Source organism: Methanolobus bombayensis (assembly GCF_017873415.1).
Lineage (GTDB): Archaea > Halobacteriota > Methanosarcinia > Methanosarcinales > Methanosarcinaceae > Methanolobus > Methanolobus bombayensis.
The window spans coordinates 18,563-45,442 of record NZ_JAGGKD010000012.1 but is presented as its reverse complement, the minus strand read 5'-3'; the positions used below and the strand labels follow the sequence as shown (position 1 = coordinate 45,442).

The window sequence follows — 26,880 nt, the reverse complement described above, 5'->3', positions numbered from 1 at the left end:
TATTTGTGTTTAATTGTAATTTTTGATACTGGTTAAGAATAAAGGATTTTTGACACTGCCATTATTCTCTTCATTCCAATTTGCTCAATAAAATAGTCATTCTGGGCTTTGTCTTAATTTATTATTGTGCATCCTTAAAAATCTCAGAATAAAGTACCCCATTAATTTATTTTAAATCAATCATTCTAAGGACATAAATAGTAGTCTCACAAGATGGTACATCTGTTAAGTCTTAATGATTAAAATAATGAAAAACATTTGCTTTCATTCGATTTTTTCTATAACAACAATTCCAAGATATCCATCAACGGTAACTTCATCCCCGTTATTTATGATATTTGTAGCATCAGGAATCCCTGTGACACAGGGAATCCCATATTCACGTGCGATTATGGCTCCGTGTATTAACATACCTCCCCTCCGTTCGACAATTCCTGCTACAAGTGGGACAACAAATGTCATGTTTGGTTCAACTGCATCACAAACCAAGATATCTCCTGCTTTCACGTAGAATAGATCATCTTTTTGTTCAATAACCCTTGCCTCCCCTGTAGCAAGCCCTTGACTTGCAGGTTGTCCCTGTAATTGTCTAACGACGCTTTCTCTTGAGAAATTAGGAACTTGACTAACTTCTTCTACCTTTGGAACATAATCCTTTTGTTTCAGAGCTTTTATTATTTCATCTGGACTTATATTTTTTTGAATACTCCTTTTAACAAGTCGCTTTTTTCCTTCTTCCAGCGAATTAAGATAATGTCCTTCAATAGTTCCAAGGTATATGTTGTCATCATCACGAAGTCGATAGCTTGCACGTCCCAGATCAAGTAATTCCGATGCATATTCTTGCTCTTGTAATTCAAACTTGGAAAAAAAAGTAATTTCCATTGACTTTGAATCATCTGAATTTTTTGTTTCGTTCTTCTTTTTCTCAGATAATTCAATAATAAGCTTTAATAATTGGTTCTTATCCTGCACATAGGATGATTTGCCAAAAAGTTCTACGAACTTATCGAGCTCTTTTTCAAAATTTCCCTCAAGTATCCTTTTTTCAATATTTTTCCTTAAATCCTTATCTTCTTTAACCATGGTTGCAAGTTTAGTCAATTGCCTGTTTCTCTGGATGCTTAGAAGGTTTGAATTTACCAGAAGGTGCATGAACTCATAAGGGTCTGAAGGTTTTATTTTCTTGTTATAGACATCACCAAAAAGTCTCATGCCATGAGCAAAAGGAATGAAATCTTTTCTGTAAATCGATTCCCATTTCAAAAATACTTTTCTTCTGTAATCAATAAGATCTGAGATTTCAGAATCGTTGAGGTTTTCAAGATGTTCTTCCTTGATTGATTTTGCATCTTCTATCATTTCTGGAATCAAAGTGTTTTCTATTTTTAAACGCAACTTCTTCAAGTTCTCAAAGGTTCTTTTCAGAGATAAATACCACTGCTTTTCGTTATCCTTGAGGGTAGTAATAGGTCTTGACTGTAGAAGGAATAATTCGCCATCTTTCATTGTCCACTCGATGTCCTGTGGACAAGAAAATATATTTTCTAAGGAGATTGAAACCTCGTATAATTTTTTAATATCATTATTACTCAAGGGCTCATTTTTTGAATAAGTGGCTTCCAACTCATTAATAGTAGTTCCAATTTCTTTCAGTATAATATTTTTTATCCTGGTTGAAGGAGCTGTATGCTGTAGAATTACACCTGTTTTTCTGTCAAGTATCCATCTGTCAGGTTCAATATCCCCACTAACCAATCCTTCATTAAGTCCATAAACTGATTCTAAAACCATCTGTTCTTCGTTGGTTGGATCTTTGGTAAATATAATTCCTGATTTATCCCCTTCAACTAATTCCTGAATAATTACAGCCATTGTGCTATTTTTAATATCAAGATTCAACTCTTCCCTATAGAGAATTGCAGCATCTGACCAGAGAGATGCCCACACAAGCTTTATACTTTCCAATATGTCCTGAATTCTGATTACGTTAACATAGGATTCGTGTATTCCTGCAAAAGAAGTGGTATCAGAATCTTCACCTGGTGCTGAAGAACGAATAACCAGTGATTTTTCAGTGTATTTACCTGCTATTTCAGCTCTGATTTCATCTTCAATATATTTAGGAATATTTTCACTCAAAAAGAGATTTTTTAGACGAAGGGAAGTATCCCACATCTCTTCCCATCTCATTTTTGAAAAGTCTTTTCTGGCCAGCTCAAGTAATATCTTACCTTCCAGTCCACTTTCTATTAAATAATTGCTGTATGCATTAACTTTAACGCAGAAAAAAGCAGGTACTTTGAATCCATTTTTGTGAATTATGGCCATGGAATAGGCTTTCCCACCCACATCAATATTGTCTTTTTCAGAAATATTTTCTACAGAGATTATGAAATCAGACATCTATGTTTATCTCCACAACATTCTGGAAATTGGTTGCAATAATGTACTTTTCAATGTACATCATCATAAGTGCAGAGGAAGGGGCATAAAAAAAATCATGAAGATGTTTATTTTTTGAAAGATATATTTCAGAAAGGATGGGGTCTTTGTCTACTTCTTTAATAGTTCCCATTGCATTGATTACTTTTGTAGCTTTAAAATCGGAAAGTTCATTTGACCGGTTATCAATCATAATTGATGCATTGTGTGAAGATAATATGTTAGAGTATTTTCTTGTGAATCGAGGTGTGACAAAGATTAATTTTTTGAAGTCTTCTGTTGTTGCAAAAGCTATTAAATTTGTGTATGGCTGTCCTTCTTTTTCAGTGGCAAGAACGGCAAGTTTTTCATTATTCAGAAGGTATTCTATAATACCTTTTGGAGACATTTCTACCATTTTAATCCCTTTACTGTAAAACTTTGCTTGAATCTATATATCCTTGCTTTACCAAATATGACATGAATTTACATTTTTATATTTACTACAGTCAAACATTGATTATTTTATAACTGTTATTTTGACTGTTCCTCAGAATTTGGAATAGGGAAATTCGACCAGAAATCCCTACCTCTATCAGCCTCAGATTCAGTTTTTAATTCTTCAGGGTAAGGATAGAATAATCTTGAATATTTGGATTTAGAATGGCTAAAACGAATAACATAAAGCTTGAGTATTTCTAATAAAGTTTCGTTTCCCAACCTGTTATCAGCATACTTTTGAATAACTTTGTTAAGATATTTCTTTTCGGCTTTGTTAAGGTAATCATCCACACTTAAGAATATTACATTTGCAAGATTTGTGTATTCATTTGTTCCTGGATGATTTAAAAAAATACGATGAAATAGCTTTTCATAATTTTTAGATTCAGTGTCAAAGCTATTATCAGTTATATTTTCAATAATTTTTTCCATTTTTGTTGCTATATCCCTTTCATACAAACGAAATAGATAACAGTTCTGCTTATGAAATTGACACAATTTTTCCGCTGATTTTTTCATTTTAACTTTTCTAAAGTCTGCAAAAGAGAAAAGCATTGTAAGAAAATGATGCCTTATTATTTTATTTCTCAGCCTATCATCTTCTTCCATAGGATAATGAGCGTACTTATTTAATATTTTTTCTGCAAAGAATCCACTTCCATGATCTATAACAGGACTGTTTTCTGCCGCTGAATATATTTTTATGTTCCTGATTCCAATTGTCGGAGATCCTGATTTAAAAATGAATCCATCCACATCATTCAGATTTTTTAAGAAATCATCAGTAAAAGAATTCATTAATTCGGTAACATCCCTTTTGGTTTTTGGTTGAAAAAGTTTTTTTTCTCCACCTGTTCGAACGATTCTAATCGTTTCTCTTGGAACCCCAAGTCCAATTTCTACTTCGGGACATACAGTTATGAAGTCAACTAAATGTTCAATGTCATTGATGATCTGACAATGAACTATTCCTCCGTCATAGCGTACATTTTCAAATCCAAGACACTTACTGACAACTACGCAGGGTCTTTCAAAAGGATACTCTGGAATTCGGTCTAATGCCATTCATTTCCTCATTAAATTCACTTACTGTATAAGAAAAATAAAAAATAAATAAAATGACAGTAGGATAACTACCTTAATCTTTTTTAGTTGCGAAATATATCATATAAACTGCTGATAAACCAACTAGGATGTAAACAACTCTTGCAATTATACTATAGCCAAAAATTAAAGCTACAAGATTCAGATCCTGTGATATTCCAAATAATCCCCAGTTTAATCCCCCGATTATTACAAGAACAAGTGCTAGCCAATCTAATGTTGTCTTTTCTACTATGAATATACCCCCATGTATTGTTAATTCTATTTTATATTACATTGTACTTAAATTTAGTTACCCGCTGAATAAAATAACATATATAATATCTTTTAGTTTATTTTTAATTTAGTAATTAAACCTGTATTGCTATGACTCTGCAGAAATCTAAATTTTTAATATTTAATGCAAAACTCAGTTATTGATGCGCATTATTTTCCATCAATTCGATTTTTTCCTTGAAACCCGATAATTTCTACAGAGCCAAAAAATCATGACTTGAATTATATTGCTTTTATATTGATATTTGTTCATTCATGGTTGATTGGTACTGATTTCCAATCAGGAATAATGCAATTACTTTGTTTCATCATGTTTATTCTGATAATAGGTATATTCATCCATAAACACATTATTAACTCAGACTTAATAAAATATTAGACATTAGAATTTAAATGACTACTTATCCCTCTGGAAAAATATCAAGTCCATTTGAACCACCTGTCTTGGTTCTATCAAGACAGGTGAGGCTTTGGACTGCAATTTATAGAGCCCCTGGAGAGATTCGAACCCTCGGCCTGCTGATTACGAATCAGCCGCTATACCGCTAAGCCACAGAGGCAAAACTGAACGACAGTATAATTCTATATAATGATTTAATAATTTCGCTTAAGCTTTACTAATATCGGCTAGAGCACTCTCACTTCAATGCAGACATTGAACTGGTGCGGAGCATAGGAACGGACGACACGTGACTCTATAAGTTCAGTAGTTCTGCCTGCTCTTTTTGCAGCCTCATTGATAAGTTTCAGTGAACTATCGAAAAGGTCGTCCTCAGGAGTGATATCGTAATAGTGAATAATTCCATTTGGAGCACAAAGTTTCACAGCAGCGTCAAGAAATTCATTTGCGTTATGAGGCAGGTTCATAATCACATGATCTGCAATACCGGCATATTTTTCAGCTTCAAGGTTCGCGTCACCTTCTATAGCTTCCACGTTTGGAACTGAATTGAGATCAACATTGCGGCGCAGGAACTCAACAGCATCCGGATTTTTGTCAATGGCAACCACATGGATGTCGGGACTCTTCCTTGCCAGCATGATGCTGTACGGACCGACACCTGCGAACATGTCCACAACTGTTTCGCCCTCTTTTACCTGTTCCAGTATACGTGAACGTTCGGTTGCAAGACGTGGTGTGAAGTAAGCTCTCTCAAGATCAATGTAAAATCGCGAACCATATTCCTTGTGGATTGTGGATGTTCTGTCCTCTCCTGCTACAGTCCTGAACCTGCGTGTTCTGAATTCTCCCTCAACAGGACTCTGGGCCGCAAGAACGGTCTTAACGTTCTTCTTCACTTTCATAATGGCATCAGCCATTTTCTCAGGTTCGGGAACATCATCCTCGATGAGTGCAATATCTCCAACTATTTCAAAGTGGGGCACAACGTCAAGCAGGTCTTCGAGTTTAAGCTGGCCTTTCTGTTCCTCGAACTCATGCTCGGTTAGTTCAAACTCTCCGGGAAGCTCTTTCAGTTCTGCTTCCTCCGGCTTGCATGTGAGTGGAAGCAAGAGGTATTCTTCATCTGAGCTAATGCGTGCTGAATTATCCAGCAGGTCCATTTCCAGCAGTAATCTGCGTATTGGCTCACCTTTTTTTTTCAATACTCTGATACAATCTCTTTTCATCTTCATGCACCTAAAATGAACCATGACCCGAATAGAACCAGAAATAATCCACAAGAAAGTAGCACTCTTTCATAAACCTTTGGTGACATGAGTTTTTTTCCCTTGCTGAAAGATGTGGAAACAACAGTGAAATATCCCAGGTCTGCAAGCCAGTGTCCGGCCATGAACATCACTGCTGCTATCAGGCCGATCTCCATACCCCTGAGCACAAGGGCACTACCTGCTGCCAGCCACCATATCCAAAAATAGGGGTTTGAGGCTGAGGTGACAATTCCTGCAAGTACAGGCTTAGAGGTGCTTTTGTTGTGCTCATGCATAGAGTCTGCTGCGCCTTTTGCACCTCTCATTGTCATAAGGCCAAATATCACAAGGGTGGCTCCGCCTAATATGGATATTGCCATGACCGTGCTATCACTTACTGATGTAATACCGTAGATTATCAGGAGGCAAACCAGAAATTCAAGAATTGCATGACCGACAAAGACCTCTGGTCCTGCTTTCCATCCTCTTTTCAGAGATGTGTCTATTGTCACAAAAAGCATCGGTCCTGGTACAAGTGCACCTGTCAGTCCCAGAATGAATCCAATTCCCAGCATCTCCAGCAATTCGAACATAGTTTCCACTGCTAAATCAAATTGAACGTTAAAATAGATTTGGAAAATCCAATGATAATTACTTTTATAAGAAAAAAAGAATTTGTAACAAAGGAAGTGTTGATATGAACTTCCTTTGTTTATTTTAATTATATGTTCTTGTGCTTAGAGAATGATCTCAATGTCAAGCTCTTCTGCAAGTTCCTTGTACCTGTTACGGATGGTAACTTCTGTTACACCTGCAACATCGGCGACCTCACGCTGTGTACGGCGCTCACCACAAAGTATTGAAGCAATGTAAATTGCTGCTGCTGCTACACCTGTTGGACCACGGCCACTGGTAAGTTCCTTCTCGGAAGCCTGTCTGAGGATTTCAACACCTCTTGACTGTACTTCTCCTTTGAGGTTAAGTCCTGAGCAGAACCTTGGTACATAGTCAATTGGTGAGGTTGGCATGAGTTTCAGTGAAAGTTCCCTTGAGATGAAACGGTATGTTCTACCGATCTCTTTCCTGCTTACCCTTGATACTTCTCCTATCTCGTCAAGTGTTCTTGGAACACTGCACTGGCGGCATGCTGCGTACAGGGCTGCTGCAGCAACACCTTCAATACTTCTTCCACGTATGAGGTTCTTGTCAACTGCCTTTCTGTAAACAACAGCGGCGGTTTCACGTACAGTTCTTGGCAGACCAAGAGCTGATGCCATACGGTCAAGTTCGGACAGAGCGAAGGCAAGGTTCCTTTCCGTAGCGTTACTTACTCTTATCCTACGTTGCCATTTTCTCAACCTGTAAAGTTGTGCCCTGTTCTTTGATGAAATGGATTTACCGTATGAGTCACGGTTTCTCCAGTCGATCATAGTGGACAGACCCTTGTCGTGTATTGTGTAGGTCATTGGTGCACCCACACGGGAACGTTTCATCCTCTGGTCATGGTCAAAAGCACGCCATTCAGGACCTTCATCTACGAATTCTGCATCAACCACAAGTCCACAGTCAGAACATACGAGTTCAGCTCTCTCGTAGTCCTGCGCAAGATTGCGGCTTCCACATTCTGGACACTGGACTTTTGCTTTTTCGACTTCAGCGCTCTTATCTCTCTCTTTACGTGCCTTGATCATTGCACGTATCTTCTCCCTTTCGGAAGTATCGGAATATCGTACCCTTTCTACTTCGACCATTCAAATCACCTATAAAGAATCTCTCATGAAAATATATTTGATATGTTTATCCTCAATCATTCACAGCTCACAGCATAAGTAATATATCATATAACTGCAACCTTTCATTGAACGTAAACTCGTTCATTCACAAGTCGTTCCAATCCGGAAGCTATGACTCTCCTGTCAGGCTTAAGAGTAAAATAAGGCTGATCAACAGGACCAAATATGCCGGAAAGCTTTCCGACGGGCTTGATGGATTTGTCAAGAACAAAAGAGTTTATTCGGGGTAAGTCCCTCATAGACCCGGAAAACTGTTTTTTATCGCCTCTAACGACGACTTCATTCTGCTTTGAAATATGCAGGATTTGACCTAATCTTTTCATATGTCTTCGTTCATTATATTTAGGTTTTTGTACTATATGTCACTCTTATTGTATATAAAAGTATCGTAAGCGTTTTAATATTAGTTCTTTTCAGTACAAAAACATATCTATAATCTTCAAGATTATGTCGATATCATGCCGCATATGCCCTCCGTGTCATACAGTCGCAGACCACAACCTTAAAGTTATAAAAGAACAATTGTGGCACGACTTAATAATAGTAATGAATGTCCATCATATTCTTATGCATGGAGGAAATTCGGTGGCAGATAACAAATTCGTATATTTTTTCGGGAACGAAGAAACTGAAGGTAAAAATAGTATGAAAGATCTGCTGGGTGGCAAAGGGGCTAACCTGGCAGAGATGGCCAATCTGGGAATCCCTGTCCCTCCAGGATTTACTATAACAACAGAAGTTTGTTTACTTTATCTTGAAAAGGGGGCTTACCCTGAAGAGGTTATTGACCAAATAAACAACGCGATAATAAAGCTCGAAAAGGTAACTGGCAAGAAGTTCGGAGAAACTGAGAATCCTTTACTTATTTCTGTCCGGTCCGGTGCAAGAGTATCCATGCCAGGAATGATGGACACTGTTCTGAATCTTGGTCTTAATGATGATACGGTTATAGGTCTGTCCAGAAAGACAGGCAATGACAGGTTTGCATATGACAGCTACCGCAGATTCCTAACCATGTTCGGTGATGTGGTACTTGCTATTGAGCATGAGAAATTCGAATCTGCTCTCAGCGCCAGGAAAAAGAAACTTGGTGTAACACTGGATACCGAGCTGGATGCAGGTGCCCTCAAAGAACTTGCGGAAGATTTCAAGGAGATTATCAGGAAAGAAACAGGTAATGATTTCCCTCAGGATCCCCGTAAACAGCTTCAGATGGCAATAGATGCTGTTTTCAATTCATGGAACAACCAGCGAGCAATCACCTACAGGCGTCTTAACAAGATACCTGGAGAATGGGGTACGGCTGTTAATGTACAATCCATGGTATATGGTAACATGGGCGAGACATCAGGTACCGGCGTGGCATTTACCCGAGATCCTGCAACAGGAGAAAAACGGTTCTTCGGTGAGTATCTCATAAACGCACAGGGGGAGGATGTTGTTGCAGGTATTAGAACACCTGAACCTATATCCACTCTTGAGGATAACCTGCCAGACGCATATGCACAACTTGAGGAGATCTACAAGAAGCTGGAAGACCATTTCAAGGATATGCAGGACATTGAATTTACCATAGAGGAAGGTAAACTCTTCATGCTGCAGACGCGTACTGGTAAACGCACTGCTGCGGCGGCGTTAAAAATTGCTGTTGATATGGTCAATGAAAGTCTCATTGATAAACGAACAGCAATCACAAGAGTTTCTCCCGAACAGATCGATCGTCTTTTACATCCTACTATTGATTCTCAGGCCGAATATGAAGTTCTTGCTACTGGCCTTCCAGCATCTCCCGGCGCTGCTGTGGGTAAAGTTGTTTTCACCGCAGAGCATGCCGAAGAGATGGCAAAAGCCAATGAAAAGGTAATTCTTGTACGTACCGAGACCTCACCGGAGGACATTGGTGGAATGGATGCAGCTCAGGGAATCCTGACTGTAAGAGGAGGAATGACCTCACATGCAGCAGTAGTTGCAAGAGGAATGGGTAAACCATGTGTTGCCGGATGTGGTGCAGTCAATATTGATATGAACGCCTGTACTTTTTCAGTTTCTGAAACCACGGTGAAAGAAGGAGATTATGTTTCCATTGATGGAAGTACTGGTAATCTCATTGTTGGCGAAGTTGACCTCATAACACCAGGTGTAAGCGGTGAGCTTGACACACTTCTCTCATGGGCTGATGATCTCAGGGAGATGGGTGTAAGGACAAACGCAGACACACCTCACGATGCTCAGGTTGCAAGAGACTTTGGTGCTGAGGGTATTGGTCTTTGCAGAACAGAGCACATGTTCTTCGGAGAGGACCGTATTCCTGTAGTTAGGGAAATGATCCTTGCAGAAGATACGGAAAGCAGAAAAGAAGCTCTTGATAAACTTCTTCCGATGCAGAAAAAGGATTTTATTGGCATATTCAAGGCTATGGAAGGCTATCCGGTCACTATCCGTCTTCTTGACCCACCACTTCATGAGTTCCTTCCGAAACATGAAGAGATCGCAGAAAAACTTGCATCTCTTGAATCTGAAGGTGGGGATGCAGCAGAAGTTGAGCGTATCCACAAGATACTGGAACGTGTGGACTCCATGGCAGAAACAAACCCGATGCTCGGACACCGTGGATGTCGTCTTGGTATTACCTATCCTGAAATATATGCAATGCAGGTCAAGGCTATCATTGAGGCTGCATGCGAGCTTAAAGCAGGTGGAATGGACATAGTTCCTGAAATTATGATTCCGCTTGTGTCACATGTAAATGAGCTCAGTTCCACAAAGAAAGACCTTGTTGATGTTGCAGAATCCGTAATGGCAGAAAAAGGTTGTAAACTGGATTATCTTGTAGGTACTATGATAGAGCTTCCAAGGGCAGCACTCACAGCAGATGAGATTGCACAGGAAGCAGAATTCTTCTCATTCGGAACCAACGATCTGACTCAGACAACATTTGGTTTCAGCAGGGATGATGCAGGAAAGTTCCTTCCGTTCTACATTGACAATTCCATACTGGCAAATGATCCGTTCGCTGTTCTTGACCGTAATGGCGTAGGAGAACTTGTAAGGATAGGAATTGAAAAAGGACGTTCAACCAGACCTGATATTAAAATAGGAATCTGTGGTGAGCATGGAGGAGAACCAAGCTCTGTTAAGTTCGGTTATAATATCGGGCTGAACTATGTAAGCTGTTCACCTTTCCGTGTGCCAATTGCAAGACTTGCAGCAGCACAGGCAGTAATTGAGAAGCAGGACAACTCCTGATCTCAATTCTCTTTTTATTTCATTTTTAATCAAATCAAATTTTGAATAATTGTTTTCCATTTTAGATTAGAGCTTTAGCTTTGCACTGAATTCAATATGAATGCATTGTTATCACTAGCTGGGAATTTGAAATTTATAAAAGAAGAATTGGCAGATCAGTATGATCTTGTGATCATATAATCTGCAATTGCCATAAGGATGGTCTTGGCTTCGGAATCCTCTACAACATTAAGAAGTTCTTTGCCTGTTGCGATGTATCCAAGTGCAAGATCTCTTACGTAATCGATAGAACCTGCTTCCTCAAGCTGGTTTACTGCTTCATTAATCTCTTCGGCTGTAGCTTCACCTTTTCCGAAGATCTTGAGCTCAACACCGTTGTTAAGTGCATGTATTGCAATAAGGGTCTTCTTACCTTCCATAAGGTCACTTCCCCTGACTTTACCAAGCACTTCTTCGGGTGTTGTCATATCAATAACGTCATCATATATCTGGAATGCAATGCCTATGAGTCTTCCGAATTCATAGAATGCATCTGATACTTCATCTGATGCACCTCCGAGAATAGCACCGATCTGCATAGATGCTGCATAAAGTACACCGGTCTTCTTCTCGATCATTTCAAGATATTCTTCTTTAGTGACATCATCGCGTCCCTCAAATTCAACATCCATCCACTGTCCTTCACAAATATCTCTGCAGGTTTTGGAAAGGATATCAATGCACTTCAGATTACTTTCAGGCTTTCCTGGTGCATGTGTCAGTATTTCAAAAGCCTTTGAATAAAGGGTATCTCCTGCAAGGATAGCTCCTGCCTCGCCCCATTTCACATGGACTGCAGGCATACCGCGGCGAATATCGTCCCTGTCCATAATATCGTCATGGACAAGTGTGAAATTATGAACCAGTTCCACAGCCACTGCTGCCGGAAGAACTGTTTCGAGATCCGAACCAACAGCTTCCGCTGCAAGAATCACTGTTGTCGGACGCAGTCTCTTGCCGCCGGCATCAGGAAGGTATCTGGCTGCCTTGTACAGTTCATGTGGCTTGTCGATGGGGAGGTATTCACCTATTCCTTTATCGACATGTGATGAACGTTTTTTTATCTCTTCGATAAGATCCATAAACATCCCTGGTTAATATTTTACTCTTCATCTATGTAGAGCTCTTCTCCGTTCCTCAGAAGGTGAAGAGTGTCACCAAGTACATATCCGGCATCTTCAGCCATCTGGATGTACTCACTGTGCATTTGTATGGTTCCATGAGCAGGTATCACGTGTTCCGGATTGAGCATTCTGAGAAGTTCCCAGTGATCCTCGCGATATGCGTGTCCTGAAACATGTACATTATCATAAATCCTGGCTCCGCGCATCTTCAATTTTGTCTCAAGTGCATAGCGGTTTGCCTGTGTCATCGGATTTGGAATAATATTTGCAGAGAATATTATGCGGTCTCCTTTGTCTATCTTGAAAGGAGTTTCACCTGTTGCGATCCTTCCAAGCACAGCACCCGGTTCACCCTGGTGACCTGTGACAACAGGCAGATACTTTTCCTTACCCTTTTCCATGATCTTTGCCAGGGCTTTGTCTATCTCTCTGCGGTTCCCGTATATTTCCACGGTTTCAGGAAGCTCAATGTATCCCATCTGGTGAGCAGTTGCGATATATCTTTCCATAGAACGTCCCATGAGTACAGGAATCCTGCCCATTTCCTCAGCAAATTTAACAATGGAATTCACACGGGCAACATGTGATGCGAAGGTTGTTACAACCATCCCGACATCAGATTCTTCAGTCTCGATCAGTACGTCTCTTAACATCGAATGTGCTATCATTTCAGATGGTGCTTTTCCATTACGTCCTGCGTTTGTACTCTCTGTGATAAGTGCAATGACCCCTTCCTCGCCAAGCTTCTTGAGTCTATCAAAGTCAGGAGCTTCTCCAAGAGTTGGAGTCCTGTCAAGTTTGAAGTCACATGCATAGACAATGGATCCGCTTACAGTGTGGATCACAAGGAAAATAGTGTCTATTATACTGTGCTGGGTGTTCACGAATTCAATGGAAATATCTTTTGTGATCTCCAGTGAATTGCCTGCATTCAGGGATACAATATTGTTTTTAACTCCGAATTTTCTCTCTGAGTCTATCTGGTGCTTTATAAGAGTTGTTGTGTATGGAGTTCCGATAATAGGGGCAGTATATCTGTGTGCCAGTTTTGAAATAGCACCAATGTGGTCAAGATGGCCATGTGTGCAGACTATTGCACGTACATTCCCGTTAACCTCTTTCATGATGGTATCATCTGGTATTGCTCCCATTTCGATAAGTTCGAGAGAATGCATTTTATCTGTTTCAACGTCTTCGTGTATCTGGACTCTGTCCAGACGAAGACCCATATCAACGATGATGATATCATCGTCGATTCTGATGGCAGTCATGTTACGGCCCATTTCGTTATAGCCGCCGACTGCAATAATTCCTATTTCTGTCATATATATTAATCTCCAATTATTAAAACAGTTTTATTTTTAAAAACTTCCCTTTAATAGATGAATGTTAAACTGTCTGGAAATCTTTGTTCTTTGAACGAAGGGCGAAGTCTTTTACATTAAAACCCCGAAGTTCCAGATATTCACGTGTCCAGCCACTTATTATGGCTGGTGCAAGATGCAGGTCTTTCATATTCCTGCAACCGCATAGGAACATTGCTACCTTTAACTCCTTTAGCATATGTTCAATACTTTTCACTACGTCTTCCTTTCCTTTCAATGCCGGTTCAACAAAAGGAAGGGCTGCACTTGCAACTGATGCACCAAGTGCAATGGATTTTGCCATGTCAAGTCCGGTTCTTAATCCGCCAGTGGCAATTACAGGCAGGGACACACTGCATTCAACAATACTGGGTGCAGTGGGTATTCCAAAGTCCCAGAATAATTCACCAAGCATTTCTGATTCTGTATCATTTCGTTCCCTGGCACGGTAAACTTCCACGCCTGACCAGCTTGTGCCACCAACACCACCAACATCAATAGCGGAGACTCCTGCATCCTTCAGTATGAATGCATCTTCATGTGATATTCCTGCACCCGTCTCTTTGATTATGACCGGTACTGAAAGTGAACAAATCTCTTTTATCACATCAAGGGCTCCTGTTGCATCCCTGTCACCTTCGGGCTGTATGGCTTCCTGAAGGAAATTCAGATGAACTGCAATGGCATCCGCCTCTATCATATCTATTATCTTTTCCACGCCTTCAACGCCGTATTCCATTATCTGGGCAGCACCGATGTTTCCGTAAACAAATGCATTGGGTGCTTTATCCCTGACAATACTGAATGATTCTTCCTGGGATGGATCTTCAATGGCAGCACGCTGACTGCCTACACCTATTCCAAGTCCGAGCTCTTCAACTGCTTCGGCAAGTGCTGCATTGACCGCAGTTGTCTCCGGGTGTCCTCCTGTAATAGAAGCTATCATGAACGGTGCATTCATTTCTTTTTCCAGAAAACAGACTGAAGTATCTATCTCATCCATGTTCATTTCAGGCAATGCCCTGTGAACAAGCATCACATCATCAAACCCCGGTCCTGTTTTCCTTGATTCTACCGGACTTGCAGCGCATAGTTCTAGATGCTCGATCTTTCTTCTGGAAGTGCTCATGTTGATACCTTTACTAAATTGTCCTGGTACCTGAAATTGCGGTACCTATATTCTTACCATTCAGGAAATCACAAATATTGCCTGTATTGCCTGCATTAAATATATAAGAAGTACTGTTTGATTGCTCACTAAGTTCTAAAAGCTCAAGTACTTTTCCCAGCATTCCACCTGTCACATCGGTGTTTGTGGAACCGCCAAGATAAGCCTTTATTTCCTCGAAATTTCCATTGCTGATGAGAGGTATTACTTCCTTTTTATCATCAAGCACTCCCTCTTCTGCGCTTCCTATTCCTATTCTTGAGGCTTTCATCTGTATTGCAAGATAAGGAACTATCTGATCCCCTGAGAGAACGGAAGTTCCAAGTTCCGTGTCCATCACCATGTCACCATGAAGAACAGGTACGAATCCGCTTTCAAGCATTTCTTCAATTTGTTCAAGGAACATACTCTTTATGCGGCTGTTACTTGATACTGCGCAAGCCATTGGGTGAACAGGCAGTGCATTCACTCCGACAGAGTTTAAGGCTTCAACAACTATTGTGTTGAGCTTTCTTACTGACATGTGAGTTATTATTGAACCTTCATGGTCGAATTTTCCTGTAAGGCCAAAACGCTTTACCTGTGGATGTCCGAATGATCCGGCACCATGTACGATAATAAGTTTTCCTTCAAAACCTGCAATCTCTCTGGCAATACGTTCTATCTGATCTGTTCTTGCAGCGCCGTCATCAGCACTTTTATCCGTAATGACACTGCCGCCGATCTTCAGAATGGTAATATTACTGTTATCCATGGAATGACTCCAATCGCACGCCTTCTTCTGTATTCTTGGTAATGATGGCTTCTCCGCCAGCATTCTCTATTGCTTTTGCAATGCCCTCTGCATTGTTTTCCCTGGCCAGTGCGACCATACAGCCTCCTCCGCCAGCACCTGTGATCTTTGCACTTATGGCACCGCTGTTGCGAGCTGCATATACGAGGGTTGATAGCTCTGAGCTTCCCACGCCAATGGCATCCAGAAGTCCCTGGTTCACATTCATCAGTTGTCCAATGGTCTCATAATCGCCTTTTGCAACAAGTTCCTCGGCAACAATTGACATTCGTCCGATATTGGAAAGTATTGGCTCGATTATAGATGGGAAATCGCTGCGTAGTTTTGAAACATTGCTTACAAGTTCTTTTGTAGAAGAGAATTTGTGTGTATTACCAACTACAATGGGGCAATTAATAAGGTCAAGTTTCTTCCTCTGCGGGATCATTACGACACCACCCATAGTGCTGACGTATGTATCCGTAGGACTTGCATTGCCCTGAACCATTCTTTCGATCTCATGTCCTGTCTTTGCTATGTCTTCCAGAGAAAGTCCGCATTTATAAAGATGATTCAATGCCTGTATGATTGCTACGGTAACTGCCGCTGATGAGCCAAGTCCCGAACCAACAGGAAGTTCTGATTCTATAACGATTCTTATTCCCTGAATGTCTGCCAGCTGACTCATTTTTTCAATGGCATGGGATACGTAAGGATGAATCTCGTGATCCAGTCCGGTACGTCCCAGAACAGACTCGATGATCATATCATCGGATTTCTCAACACTTACCTTTGTGCGAAGTTCCACTGCACAGCAGATAGCGCTCTCTCCATATACAACTGCGTGTTCACCAAAGAGGTAAACTTTTCCGGGCGCGGAGCAAGTGATCATAGCTTTCTTGATCCTTGTGTGATATTATGGTCTATTTTTGAATATTGGCCTTACTGACATTCATTCTATGATAATTGCCGCGTATCCTACCACTCCTGAAATATCACCGCTTACATCACCACTGGTTGCATATTTTATCAATGATACATTACTTGCTCCAAATTCCTTTGTAGCTGCGAGCGTGGCCGCTATTGGCCCAAATCCACATGCAGAAATACTTCTTTCCTCTCTGCGCCTGTAAAACTCTGGAATGTCCATTTCCAGTATGGCTTCTATCAGATAGCTGTCCTGCTCCCGAGCAACTGAATCAGGCTGATAATGGGTGAAATCACTGGATGCAATAAAAACCACTTTCTTTCCAGTAGTTTTAGCTGCAAGGGCAACTTCTTTACCTACTTCCATTGCAGTTTCTTCATCCTGAAGTCCCATACATATTGGAAGTATTTTAAAATCACTGCCGAAACGATGCTGTAAAAATGGGATCTGAACTTCTATGGAATGCTCATAATGGTGTGCAAGCTCATCAAAGTCTATAATGGTTCCTGCAAGCTGCTTTCCTATTTCTCTGTCTGTTTCTACAACACCGAGCGGAGTTGTCCAGGTATCCTGGGAAAGTGCAACAGGAGAGCCATATCCTGTGTGGTTAGGTCCAAACAGGATGTAGGTATCAGCTCTGGGCAGCTGAGCATATGCCTGCGCTGCAACATGTCCGGAATAAATATATCCTGCATGTGGTACAACAGCACCAAGGATGGGCTTTTCCGAGATCGCCACATCCTTAAAGCATCTGCCAAGTTCCTTTTTAAGACTTTTAAGATTTTGCGGGTAGAACTGACCGGCAACGGTTGTCTGTCTCATACTACTGATCACCCTATAATTATTCTATAAGGCTTTTTGATATATGTAGTATGCTTCAATTGTATCTATGTTTATACTCCTGCTTCAAAGTCTTCAAGTTCGTATGTGAACATTGAATCGTTTGCCTTTGCGATCTCTCTTGCAAGCAGCCAGTAGACAAGTGAAAGTGCCTTTCTACCTTTATTGTTGGTTGGGATTACAAGGTCAACATTTGATGTCATGTTGTTTGTGTCACAAAGTGCAACTACCGGAGTTCCTATGTTCACAGATTCCTTGATAACCTGTGCGTCACCCGTTGGGTCGGTTACTATGACAACATCCGGTTCGTAGAAGCTCTCTATCTTCGGGTTTGTGAGAATACCCGGGATGAATCTTCCTACCATTGATTTTGCACCAATTGCCTTTGCGAACATTTTTGCAGGGAACTGGCCGTACTGTCTTGCGGAAACCACAAGTATTCTCTGTGGGTCGTAGTTTGCAAGGAATGCTGCTGCAAGCTTGATCCTCTCGTCTGTTGCCTGGATGTCCAGCACATAGAGACCATCTGTTCTGACACGATATACGAATTTCATCATGTTCTCGGTCTTCTGCTGGGTACCAATGTGTACACCTGCTGCAAGGTATTCGTCTATAGGTACAAGAGAAGTTGTTTTTTGTTCTTCTCCTGCCTCGGTTGTTACTTCAGCATCTACTTCAGTAGTATTAACTTCGTTAGTTGTAGTTTCTTCAATTGAATCCATAAAATCACCTGAAATTATCAAATATCTCTTTTAACAGTAATTGGAATTACTTCCAATTCAAATTCTCTCTTGGCAAGGAATAATGAGTTCATGCTCGGATCATCTATGAGCACTGGTGCTCCCATTGAGATTTGAAGCGCTCTCGCACCAACGATTCTCGCCTTTTCATACCTGGTGTAGTGTTCTGTAGTCAATAGATCACCTGATCAAAATATACATAGAAATATCAACAGCCTATTTATCGATAGCTACCCCTATTGCTTCCAAAAAGTGTTCCTGTATGAATAGCCATTAATGCGGTCAATGATAACCCTGATAAATATAAATTTATTCGGAATCCCTCCGAATGTGGTCATATTACTTTCAATCCATATCAGTGTGCCTTAAATGGGTATGGGACCGCTGAGATTTGAACTCAGGTTACGGCGTGTTTCGCATAGCAGATACATATGTCCCGAACGCCGAAGGATGGTCCAGGCTACCCTACGGCCCCTTCACTGGTATGGAGCAAGCGTATCTACTAGCTCGACATGTGAGAGTATCATCCTTCTGCAGCAATAACGGACGACTCCTAAGTCATCCAGTACAGCAGCCGGTTCTTCACCCTCAGCAACACGCTGTTTATATTCTTCCCAAACATTTGAGACAACTTTTCCACAGCTGAAACATCGAACTGGTAACATCCTTTCGCCTACCTGTATGATTTCTGATATTTGGCACGTGCACCCGGTCCACCAAACTTCTTGGTTTCCGTCTGCCTGGAATCGTTTACCAGGAGATTACGGTCGTATGCCATGTAAGTATCTCTGAGGGCTGTATCGTTGGTCCAGTCAACAATACCTCTTGCAATTGCAGTCCTTGCGGCATTTGCCTGTCCGATGATTCCACCGCCCTTTACTGTAACATCTATATCCACGTCTGCAGCAGCGTCACCTGCAAGCATAATTGCTTCGGTGATCTTAAGCTTTGCAAATTCAGGGTCGAATATCTCCAGTGGTTTCTTGTTGATACGTACCCTTCCATTTCCCTTTTTCAGTGTTGCGCGTGCAATAGCTGTCTTCTTCTTACCTGATGAGGTTATAACTTTAGTAGTCATTATGATCTTCCTCCTTATTAGATCTTAGCACCGAGTTTCTTACTTAGGTCGCCAAGCCTGAGGTATTTGTTTGAGCTAAGGCGGTTCATACTTGCTTCATCCATTGTTATGCATTCCTTTTCCTGAAGCTCCTCTGGTACTCCTACATACACTTTAAGGTTGGACATTGCAGCCTTTCCTCTTGCACGTTTGTATGGAAGCATTCCTCTGACAGTTCTTTTGAGAATCCTGTCCGGTCTTTTTGGGAAGAATGGTCCGAATTCCGGTTTCCCTCTTCTCAGGGTTTCGTCATACTCTCTCATTGTAGCGAACTTTGAACCGGAAATAACTGCCTTTTCAGCATTGATGATATCAATTTTCTCACCGGCAAGAAGCTTTTTTGCAACGGCACTTGCAAGCCTGCCCATGATAAGTCCTTCTGCATCGATAATTGTCATCTTTTTCACCTACTGCAAGATCCTGATACCTGATCCCTTTGGGTTTTCTTCCATTATCTGTTCGATGGTCAGGCATTTTCCGCCAACCTCTGCAATCTTTTCCATTGCTGTTGCACTGAAATTGTATGCTGCAACGGTGACTGCCTTTTCAAGAAGTCCTGATCCAAGTACTTTTCCTGCAATAAGGACAGTCTCTCCGTCCTTTGCGTACCTGTTGATCTTACTGAGATTCACCTGTGCGTAGTTTTTTCCAGGTTTTTCCAGTTTCTTTGCCACATCTCTCCAGATAGCAACTTCGTTCTGGCGCGCCTCTTCCTTCAGTGCTGCAATTAGCACGGGAGTGCGAGGGTTTGTCTTTCTTTGGATTTTTGCGTTTGTATTCTTGCTCATAATGTTCCTCCGCAAGAGTTTGTCTCACTCACGCATAATATGCGTTCGAACATCCGTTAGGTGTCAGTTAAGTAAGAACATATTTAGTCTGTAGACTCAGACTGGTGTCTGAATAACATTAATAGTACATAAAGATTATGTGGGTTTTTCTTCTGTCCTAAAAACCCTTTCATAAACGCGGTCGTAAATAGGATTGATATCGCATCCCAGATCTTTTGCAACAAGAAGTCCTGCGATTTCAATATCTACCAGGTCATCGAACTCTTCCTGCTTATTATTTATCAGGACGATAACGTCTTTTGTATTCTTTCCGCATCTTGCCACTATTATAGCAATGATGTCCTCAATTAGTGATCTCTCCTGAAATAGAGATGGAGAAGGCTTGAAACCAGGGGGTATATCTATTTTCTCAATATCAAATGCAGGAATTAGCTCTGACCCTTCAAACCTGAGGAGTTGCGCCCCGATGGCTTTGTCCCTTATCTTCGAAGCAGCATCCGGGGCCATCCACTTCAGATCAAAGGAAAGCACAAATTCGAAATCCTTAATGGGCAGGGATCTTTTGTTATTTCTCTTGAACGGGGTCGCTGCAACAAGCATAAGCTCGTCCATCAGGACCCCTTGCGAAGTTCATCTATGATAGTATCGGCAACCCTGCCACACTCGGTTCTCTTTGGACCATCAATGTGATTTATCTGGAGCACCAGCAATTCATGCTCAAGGATGGCCCTGGCAAGGTAGATATCTCCTCTGAAAGGTACCCGATTATATTTTCCATCGAGATAACTGTATCTAAGATGTATCCTGAAATCAACTATGCCTTCCGGTTCCAGAGTATCGAGTACATCCTCTACAGTATCATAGTTAAGCGGTGAAAAATCAATTCCATTGTAAACGATCTCAACGCTTATCTCTCGCTTGGCCTGAATACGATGTCCTCTCTTTGTCACCGATTCGGTGACGAACATACCGAACTTACCATCCATGTTAGCCATCACTTTCACAAAAAAAGGAAGGTCTGAATGGTAGCGGTATTTCTGTTCAAACTCTACAGTCCTGTGCGGAAATCGATGATATATTCGCTTTCGCATCATTTTAAACTGCTACCATCCTTTTATTTTATAATATCATTCAAACTTATCATAATCTGATGAGCTTGGCATCGATAATTCCTTCAACTGATCTCATCTCTTTCAATATTTCCTCGGGTACTTCCGAATCAACATTAAGCACCATTATGGTAGTTCCACCTATTTCAGCTCTCCCTACCTGCATGCCGGAGATATTGATGTTATTCTTTCCAAGTACTAAACAGCAAGGTCCGATAACATTCGGCTTGTTTAAGTGTTTTGCCACGATCATGTATCCGGCTGGCACAATATCTACATGTTCTCCATTGACACTGATTATCTTTCCTTTGCCACCTACAACAGTACCACCAATTGAAACTTTCTCATCATCCATAGTAACCTGTACCTTGATGGTGGAACTGAATTCTTCTGTGGTTTCTGACTTGCTTTCAATGACTTCTACTTTCCTTGACTTTGCAAGGGCATTTGCATTGACATAGTTTACTGCAGAACCAAGTGCAACCTGCAGCATTCCTTTTACCGCAGCAACGGTGACAGGTCTTGTATCCTTCTCGGAAATATCTCCGTTATATGATATCTCGATTTTCTGGTAGTTCTTGCCCAGAAGTTGCGCACATGCATTACTCATTGTCTCAGCAAGCTGTATGTAAGGAGCAAGCATTGTCATAAGTTCCGGTTTTACGGAAGGTATATTGATAGCGTTCTTTGCAGTTCCGCCATTTAATACCGCAACAACTTCCTCTGCAACGGAAACTGCCACATTGATCTGAGCTTCCCTGGTTGATGCACCAAGATGCGGAGTTGCTATAAGAGTTTCACAGTCAAGGAGTGGACTGTCAAGAGGTGGCTCGTTGACAAAAACGTCTATTGCGGCACCAGCAATCTTGTTATTGTTAAGGGCATCTGCAAGTGCTTCTTCATTAATGATGCCTCCGCGTGCACAGTTGATTATCCTTGCATTGCTTTTCATCATGTTGAACTCTTCAGCATCGATAATATTTCTCGTGTCCTTGGTAAGTGGTGTGTGAACTGTGATAAAATCTGCTTCCCTGGCGATCTCCTGCACAGACATCATTGTTACACCCATCTCTTTTGCTCTCTCCTCGGAGACAAAAGGATCGTATGCAAGGATATTCATGTTCAGGCCCTGTGCTCTCTTTGCCACTTCAGCACCGATACGCCCCAGTCCGATAACACCAAGTGTCTTTCCGTTGACTTCAACACCCATGAACTTGCTGCGTTCCCATTTTTTGGATTTGAGTGATGCGTTTGCCTGTGCTATGTTCCTTGAGAGTGCCATCATCATTGCAATAGTGTGTTCTGCGGCGGAAAGCATGTTTCCTTCTGGCGCATTAACAACTATGATTCCTTTTTCTGTGGCTGCTTCAACATCGACATTGTCAACGCCAACACCGGCTCTGCCAACGATCTTTAACTTGTCGGCAGCTTCGATGACATTTCTTGTAACCTGTGTACCGCTTCTTATGACAAGTGCGTCATATTCCGGTATTTTCTCTACAAGTTCCTCTTCGGAAAGTTTTGTAATGACATCAACTGTGAAATGCTGCTGAAGTATTGCTAATCCCTGTTCTGATAATGGATCACTAACTAGTACTTTCATTTTGAATATCTCCGCAGATAAATGCAATAATTAATTGCTCATTTTGATTTAATAGGTTTAAATGACAAATGCAATTATATCTTTTTCTACATAATGTCCTGTAAGTCCCTGGTTCAGTTCAAGTGACCTCAACCTATTTTAACCTACTTCGTGAATGCGTCATTTTACATATACTTGTCTCTTTAAAAACTTAAGTACATGATACTATAAAGGTGAATTGTAACAATACATTGATAGCCAGGCTAAAATTATCTTCTTTCTTCCTTGTGTTTCTGTATGAATGCCTTCTCATTTGTGTTTTCCCGGATAAAATAGGAAGATATATATAAAATCCTCTATATTAGATTTACATAGTCTAAAAGCCGTTGAAAATAGATTAAGGCATCCATATTGCCAAAATTAATTATTCTCTTTGCAGCAGGATTGTATATGAAAAAAGACGTGAAGATACTACTGATTTCAATATTTTTTGGTCTTACATTTCTGGTTGCTGATACTTATGTAGTGCATCTGCTCTTTTCTCACAATATACTGCCTTTTTCCATGGAACAAAAAGAGACTTTTTATGATGTCTATGTACGTTCTTTTGTTTTTCTTGTTTTTCTTCTCTTTGGGATGACAGTTTCAAAAATGGCACGTAAATGCCAGTATGCAGAATCTGAGCTTCTCTCTCAGTTAAGGTTTGAAAATCTTGTCGCAGAAATTTCTTCTAATTTTATCGGGAAAAAATCGGAACATATTGACGATGCCATTGAGCAGTCACTAAAAAAAATAGCTGATTTTGCAGATGCAGATCGCAGTTATTTAACATTATTATCCTCTGAACCGGAAGAGACTGATACTGTATATCAATGGCATACTAATAATATGGACAACAGGAAAATTTACTATTATCCCGGCCGTGATTTTCCCTGGTGGATGGAAAAGATGGCCAGCCCTGAGATAGTCCATATACCTGACACATCAAAACTGCCTGCATCTGCCAGCAAAGAAAAAAGTGTATTACAACAGGAAAGCATTGGATCAGTTCTCTCTATTCCTTTACAGTCTGATGGAGAAATGATAGGTTTTCTGGGATTTGATACCATTGGACGTAAAAAGCAATGGTCACAGAACTATGTCAAACTAATGAGGGTCGTAGGCGATCTTTTTATCGATAGTATTGAAAGAAAGAAAGCAGAAGAATCCATCCTGAAACACCGTGAAAGACTGGCAAGGGCGCAGGAGATATCCCGTGTGGGAAGCTGGGAGATCGACCTGCGTACAAAGAAACATTTCTGGTCAGAGGAAATGTACCGGATCATGGGTTATGCTCCCAGTGAAGTGAATATTAGCCGCGATACCTATCTTGAGCGCATGCATCCGGAAGACCGGGATGTTTTTAATTCTGCTGTGGAACTGGCACTTACAATTCCCGGTTATAAATTTGATGTGCGTGCCAGGCTGATAAGAAAGAATGGCAGGATCTGCATACTTCACTCTCTTGGTGAAGTAACGTGGGATAGCGAAGGAAGAAGAGTACTATTTCGGGGAACTACTCAGGATATTACTGAAATATCACTTGCTCAGGAAGATCTCCAGAGAAAGAACCGCAATCTTCTGATACTACAATCAACTGCCATGATTGCCGCAACTTCAGTTGAGATGCAGGATTTTCTCAGAGAGATTCTTAAAGAGATAAACTCTTATGTTGATTGCTCTACAGGTTCTGTTTATCTTTTCAATTCTATTGAGAACAAATTTATTCTTTGTTCAGCTACAGGTTTCAGGGATGAAATTACTAAAAAACTGGACTGTTTACAAGAGAATGACCCCCTTTTCCAGATCATTCCGTATATGAAGGATACCTGGATCACAGGAAAAGTTAGTGAAATAAAAGGCTGTTTGAGAGATATTATTATCAGTGAAAATATCGGGAAATTAGTTTACGTGCCTATAATAGCCCGGGAAGAGCTTGTGGGTTTTATATTGCTACTGCCCGATAAAGATACCATCATTTCAAAGTCCGACCTTAATATATTGGGCAACGTGGGTCATCAGATAGGTATCACCGTAGAGAATATCCGACTTCTTAATGAAACACGTAAAGCCTATGAAGAACTGAAATCACTGGACAGGATGAAAGACGAGTTTGTGGCCAATATAACCCATGAATTAAAGACACCTCTTATTTCTATAAAAGGTTATAGTGAAGTAATATATGAGGGTCTTCTGGGTGACCTGGAAGAAAAGCAAAAGCAGTGTATGAAGGTCATTGTTTCTAACTCAGAGCGTCTGGAAAGGCTTATAGAATCATTACTCAATATGAACTCCCTTTATTTTGAGAAATATCATGTACTTTCACCTATACATTTAAAAGACGTTCTTGACAATTCGATTAACAGTCTTTCCTTAAAAATAGAAGATAATGACGTAAATGTTGTAAAAGAATATCCTTCAGATATGCACCTTGTTTATGGTAATGGTGAATTCCTCAAATATCTTTTTGTTTATATTCTTGACAATGCGATCAAGTTCTCAGCAAAAGGATCAGAAATAACCATAAATGCACTTGAAGGAGATAAAGACGTGCAGATTACTGTCACTGACCATGGTATAGGCATACCCGGTGCATGTATGGACAGGATATTTGACAGGTTCTATCAGGTGGACGGATCAGCCACTCGCATTCACGGAGGTAATGGTCTTGGTCTGTATCTGGCAAAGAATATTGTTGAACTGCATTCCGGAACAATAGAGGTGGAAAGTGAGGAAGGAGTTGGAACAACAGTTCATTTATCCCTGCCTCTGTTCAATCCTGAGATCCACGATACTGAATGACCTTTAAAAATAATACTAGATCCTTTTCATTCATCGACAAATTTGAAATAGACTCTCCTGTTGTTCTTTCCTTTGTTCTCTGCTTTTATTATTGATATGTGGGGAATATCCCCTGTGTTTGCAATGTGTGTACCTCCACATGCCTGTATATCAATATCGGGGATAGTGATTATCCTTATGTTCTCGATTTCAGGTGGGAATGCATCCTTGAGCTTGACAACAGAGGGAATACTGAAAGCTTCTTCACGGGACATTATATCTATGCTGACCGGAATATTTCTGTCTATAACCTCATTGACCTTGCTCTCATAGGAAGCTATCTGCTCTCGGTCAAAGTTTTCCAGATTAAAATCAACCCGTGTTTTTTCTTCCCCAAGCTGGTTTCCGCTTATTCTGGCACCTGTTTCATTGTGGATTATTGCACTTAGTATATGACATGCAGTGTGATACTGCATGAAGCGGTATCTTCTGTCCCAGTCAATGATACCTTTTACCTTATCACCGGGTTTAAGTCCTGGAACTGAAACTTCATGGCTTATGTTTCCGTCAAATTTTCCTGCAAAGATCACCGGGAACTCAGTTCCGTCCTCTCTTACAAGTTTACCGGTATCGTGTGGCTGGCCACCGGATTTAGGATAAAAAGCTGTCTGGTCCAGAACCACGAATTTATCGTCCTTTACGCTTTCAACAGTAGCATCAAACTCTTTCAGGTAACAATCGTTAAGGTATAGTTCTTTCATGGATAAAGGTAAAGTCACTTATCCGAATTAATTTTTTGCATTTACAGTGAGCTCTAAAAAAGTAAATAATGATTAAATTACTGCAAGCCTTCCAGAATCGGTTATGTCGAAACCATCCTCATCTGAGATATAACCCATATCTTTCAATTCCCGAATATGGTTATAGGCCATCCCTCTGGAGATCCCAACCTTTACAGCGATCTTACTTACTGTCTTCTCACCCTGTTTTATATGTTCAAGAATGGCCTTTTTGGTGGGAGATATGTTGAATCCCAGTATCGGGAACTCTATCATGACATTATCTTCTTCTGTCACATAGACAACTCTCTTGACCATGTCACTCCGGGCATAGGCTCCGAACAGCGCCCCGAAAGCCTGAGGCTTCCTGCCACCGGATACGTTGATAACTACTTTGTTACCCCAGTCATGCTCCTTTTCGATGGCATCAGCAACATCCTGTGCAACTCTCACCGGATTATAGAGCGAGGTAATTATTTTCTGAATTTCGATTACTTTCCCAAAAGTAGTTTCAAGCATCTGTTCTGCCTGGACTTTTTTGTCCACAGCTCCGTCTTCTGTGAGTATTATTACTCTGGTTGGCGAAAGGCGTGTTATGCAGACCAGTACGGGGTCAAGGGTATATAGTGTTGTGATTAGAGTTAGATCAGGCATTGAATGTTGATATGTGGTAGAGGTATATATTTGTAATTGGGGTATGTATGGATATTTAGTAT

General features: G+C 40.8%; 27 protein-coding genes and 2 tRNA genes. 2 read left to right on the top strand and 27 right to left on the bottom strand.

Going from position 1 to position 26,880, the window contains the following annotated elements; genetic code table 11:
- Positions 1-264 precede the first annotated feature (264 nt).
- The 9 genes from J2746_RS11900 to J2746_RS11860 all read right to left on the bottom strand — a co-directional run bounded on the left by J2746_RS11900 (position 265) and on the right by J2746_RS11860 (position 8,071).
- Positions 265-2,406, bottom strand: coding sequence for a PEP/pyruvate-binding domain-containing protein (locus J2746_RS11900; RefSeq protein WP_209621197.1), 2,142 nt, complete (start codon positions 2,404-2,406; stop codon positions 265-267).
- On the bottom strand, positions 2,399-2,842 hold the full coding sequence (locus J2746_RS11895; protein WP_245250135.1) for a pyridoxamine 5'-phosphate oxidase family protein: 444 nt from the start codon (positions 2,840-2,842) through the stop codon (positions 2,399-2,401). Before J2746_RS11895 ends, J2746_RS11900 begins: the two co-directional genes overlap by 8 nt.
- A 116-nt stretch (positions 2,843-2,958) precedes the next feature.
- Positions 2,959-3,990 carry a YbgA family protein gene (locus J2746_RS11890; RefSeq protein WP_209621194.1) on the bottom strand — a complete coding sequence of 344 codons (1,032 nt, stop codon included), beginning with the start codon at positions 3,988-3,990 and terminating at the stop codon, positions 2,959-2,961.
- A 73-nt stretch (positions 3,991-4,063) separates the two neighbouring features.
- Positions 4,064-4,264: a DUF378 domain-containing protein gene (locus tag J2746_RS14740; RefSeq protein ID WP_209621224.1), complete on the bottom strand. Its 201-nt coding sequence runs from the start codon at positions 4,262-4,264 to the stop codon at positions 4,064-4,066.
- Between the two features lie 529 nt (positions 4,265-4,793).
- A tRNA-Thr gene (locus tag J2746_RS11880) sits at positions 4,794-4,865 on the bottom strand.
- Between the two features lie 67 nt (positions 4,866-4,932).
- A complete protein-coding gene (locus tag J2746_RS11875) occupies positions 4,933-5,934 on the bottom strand; it encodes a class I SAM-dependent methyltransferase (RefSeq protein ID WP_209621191.1) in 1,002 nt (333 codons plus the stop codon).
- A 2-nt stretch (positions 5,935-5,936) separates the two neighbouring features.
- Positions 5,937-6,548 carry a LysE family transporter gene (locus J2746_RS11870; protein ID WP_209621188.1) on the bottom strand — a complete coding sequence of 204 codons (612 nt, stop codon included), beginning with the start codon at positions 6,546-6,548 and terminating at the stop codon, positions 5,937-5,939.
- A 144-nt stretch (positions 6,549-6,692) separates the two neighbouring features.
- On the bottom strand, positions 6,693-7,706 hold the full coding sequence (locus J2746_RS11865; RefSeq protein ID WP_209621185.1) for a transcription initiation factor IIB: 1,014 nt from the start codon (positions 7,704-7,706) through the stop codon (positions 6,693-6,695).
- 104 nt (positions 7,707-7,810) lie between these two features.
- Complete coding sequence (locus J2746_RS11860) at positions 7,811-8,071, bottom strand: H/ACA ribonucleoprotein complex subunit GAR1 (RefSeq protein ID WP_209621182.1); 261 nt, start codon at positions 8,069-8,071, stop codon at positions 7,811-7,813.
- 262 nt (positions 8,072-8,333) lie between these two features.
- Here J2746_RS11860 and ppdK point away from each other — a divergent pair, with 262 nt between their 5' ends.
- Complete coding sequence (ppdK, locus tag J2746_RS11855; RefSeq protein WP_209621179.1) at positions 8,334-10,994, top strand: pyruvate, phosphate dikinase; 2,661 nt, start codon at positions 8,334-8,336, stop codon at positions 10,992-10,994.
- A 155-nt stretch (positions 10,995-11,149) separates the two neighbouring features.
- Here ppdK and J2746_RS11850 read toward each other — a convergent pair whose 3' ends face one another.
- From J2746_RS11850 to serA, 16 genes are all read right to left on the bottom strand, one after another.
- Positions 11,150-12,115, bottom strand: coding sequence for a polyprenyl synthetase family protein (locus tag J2746_RS11850; RefSeq protein WP_209621176.1), 966 nt, complete (start codon positions 12,113-12,115; stop codon positions 11,150-11,152).
- Positions 12,116-12,135: 20 nt separating this feature from the next.
- A complete protein-coding gene (locus tag J2746_RS11845) occupies positions 12,136-13,482 on the bottom strand; it encodes an RNase J family beta-CASP ribonuclease (protein ID WP_209621172.1) in 1,347 nt (448 codons plus the stop codon).
- A 64-nt stretch (positions 13,483-13,546) separates the two neighbouring features.
- Entirely contained in the window at positions 13,547-14,650 is a 1,104-nt protein-coding gene (gene fni, locus J2746_RS11840; protein WP_245250134.1) for a type 2 isopentenyl-diphosphate Delta-isomerase, read from the bottom strand.
- Between the two features lie 13 nt (positions 14,651-14,663).
- A complete protein-coding gene (locus J2746_RS11835; RefSeq protein WP_209621169.1) occupies positions 14,664-15,443 on the bottom strand; it encodes an isopentenyl phosphate kinase in 780 nt (259 codons plus the stop codon).
- A complete protein-coding gene (locus J2746_RS11830; RefSeq protein WP_209621166.1) occupies positions 15,436-16,353 on the bottom strand; it encodes a mevalonate kinase in 918 nt (305 codons plus the stop codon). The genes J2746_RS11835 and J2746_RS11830 overlap by 8 nt, the downstream gene beginning before the upstream one ends.
- A 60-nt stretch (positions 16,354-16,413) precedes the next feature.
- The gene (locus J2746_RS11825; RefSeq protein WP_209621162.1) at positions 16,414-17,211 is read right to left on the bottom strand and encodes an MEMO1 family protein; all 798 of its coding nucleotides are present in this window, start codon (positions 17,209-17,211) and stop codon (positions 16,414-16,416) included.
- Between the two features lie 71 nt (positions 17,212-17,282).
- Positions 17,283-17,951, bottom strand: coding sequence for a 30S ribosomal protein S2 (rpsB, locus tag J2746_RS11820; protein WP_209621159.1), 669 nt, complete (start codon positions 17,949-17,951; stop codon positions 17,283-17,285).
- Between the two features lie 17 nt (positions 17,952-17,968).
- Complete coding sequence (locus J2746_RS11815) at positions 17,969-18,145, bottom strand: DNA-directed RNA polymerase subunit K (protein WP_209621156.1); 177 nt, start codon at positions 18,143-18,145, stop codon at positions 17,969-17,971.
- 200 nt (positions 18,146-18,345) lie between these two features.
- Positions 18,346-18,444: transfer RNA gene (locus tag J2746_RS11810), tRNA-Pro, on the bottom strand.
- A 1-nt stretch (position 18,445) separates the two neighbouring features.
- Entirely contained in the window at positions 18,446-18,634 is a 189-nt protein-coding gene (locus tag J2746_RS11805; protein WP_209621153.1) for a DNA-directed RNA polymerase subunit N, read from the bottom strand.
- 8 nt (positions 18,635-18,642) lie between these two features.
- On the bottom strand, positions 18,643-19,047 hold the full coding sequence (locus J2746_RS11800; protein WP_209621150.1) for a 30S ribosomal protein S9: 405 nt from the start codon (positions 19,045-19,047) through the stop codon (positions 18,643-18,645).
- Between the two features lie 17 nt (positions 19,048-19,064).
- Entirely contained in the window at positions 19,065-19,484 is a 420-nt protein-coding gene (locus J2746_RS11795) for a 50S ribosomal protein L13 (RefSeq protein ID WP_209621148.1), read from the bottom strand.
- A 9-nt stretch (positions 19,485-19,493) separates the two neighbouring features.
- Complete coding sequence (locus J2746_RS11790; protein WP_209621145.1) at positions 19,494-19,874, bottom strand: 50S ribosomal protein L18e; 381 nt, start codon at positions 19,872-19,874, stop codon at positions 19,494-19,496.
- Positions 19,875-20,009: 135 nt separating this feature from the next.
- A complete protein-coding gene (locus tag J2746_RS11785) occupies positions 20,010-20,486 on the bottom strand; it encodes a DUF2240 family protein (protein ID WP_209621142.1) in 477 nt (158 codons plus the stop codon).
- Positions 20,486-20,968, bottom strand: coding sequence for a hypothetical protein (locus J2746_RS11780; RefSeq protein WP_209621139.1), 483 nt, complete (start codon positions 20,966-20,968; stop codon positions 20,486-20,488). Before J2746_RS11780 ends, J2746_RS11785 begins: the two co-directional genes overlap by 1 nt.
- 46 nt (positions 20,969-21,014) lie before the next feature.
- On the bottom strand, positions 21,015-22,586 hold the full coding sequence (gene serA / locus J2746_RS11775; RefSeq protein WP_209621137.1) for a phosphoglycerate dehydrogenase: 1,572 nt from the start codon (positions 22,584-22,586) through the stop codon (positions 21,015-21,017).
- Positions 22,587-23,015: 429 nt separating this feature from the next.
- Between serA and J2746_RS11770 the strand changes: the two genes are divergently transcribed.
- Positions 23,016-25,406 (top strand): ATP-binding protein, encoded by a 2,391-nt coding sequence (locus J2746_RS11770; protein ID WP_209621121.1) that lies wholly within the window; start codon positions 23,016-23,018, stop codon positions 25,404-25,406.
- Between the two features lie 26 nt (positions 25,407-25,432).
- Here J2746_RS11770 and alaXM read toward each other — a convergent pair whose 3' ends face one another.
- Both alaXM and csa3 read right to left on the bottom strand, forming a co-directional pair.
- A complete protein-coding gene (gene alaXM, locus J2746_RS11765; RefSeq protein WP_209621118.1) occupies positions 25,433-26,146 on the bottom strand; it encodes an alanyl-tRNA editing protein AlaXM in 714 nt (237 codons plus the stop codon).
- 72 nt (positions 26,147-26,218) lie between these two features.
- On the bottom strand, positions 26,219-26,818 hold the full coding sequence (csa3, locus tag J2746_RS11760; protein ID WP_209621115.1) for a CRISPR-associated CARF protein Csa3: 600 nt from the start codon (positions 26,816-26,818) through the stop codon (positions 26,219-26,221).
- Positions 26,819-26,880: the final 62 nt, after the last annotated feature.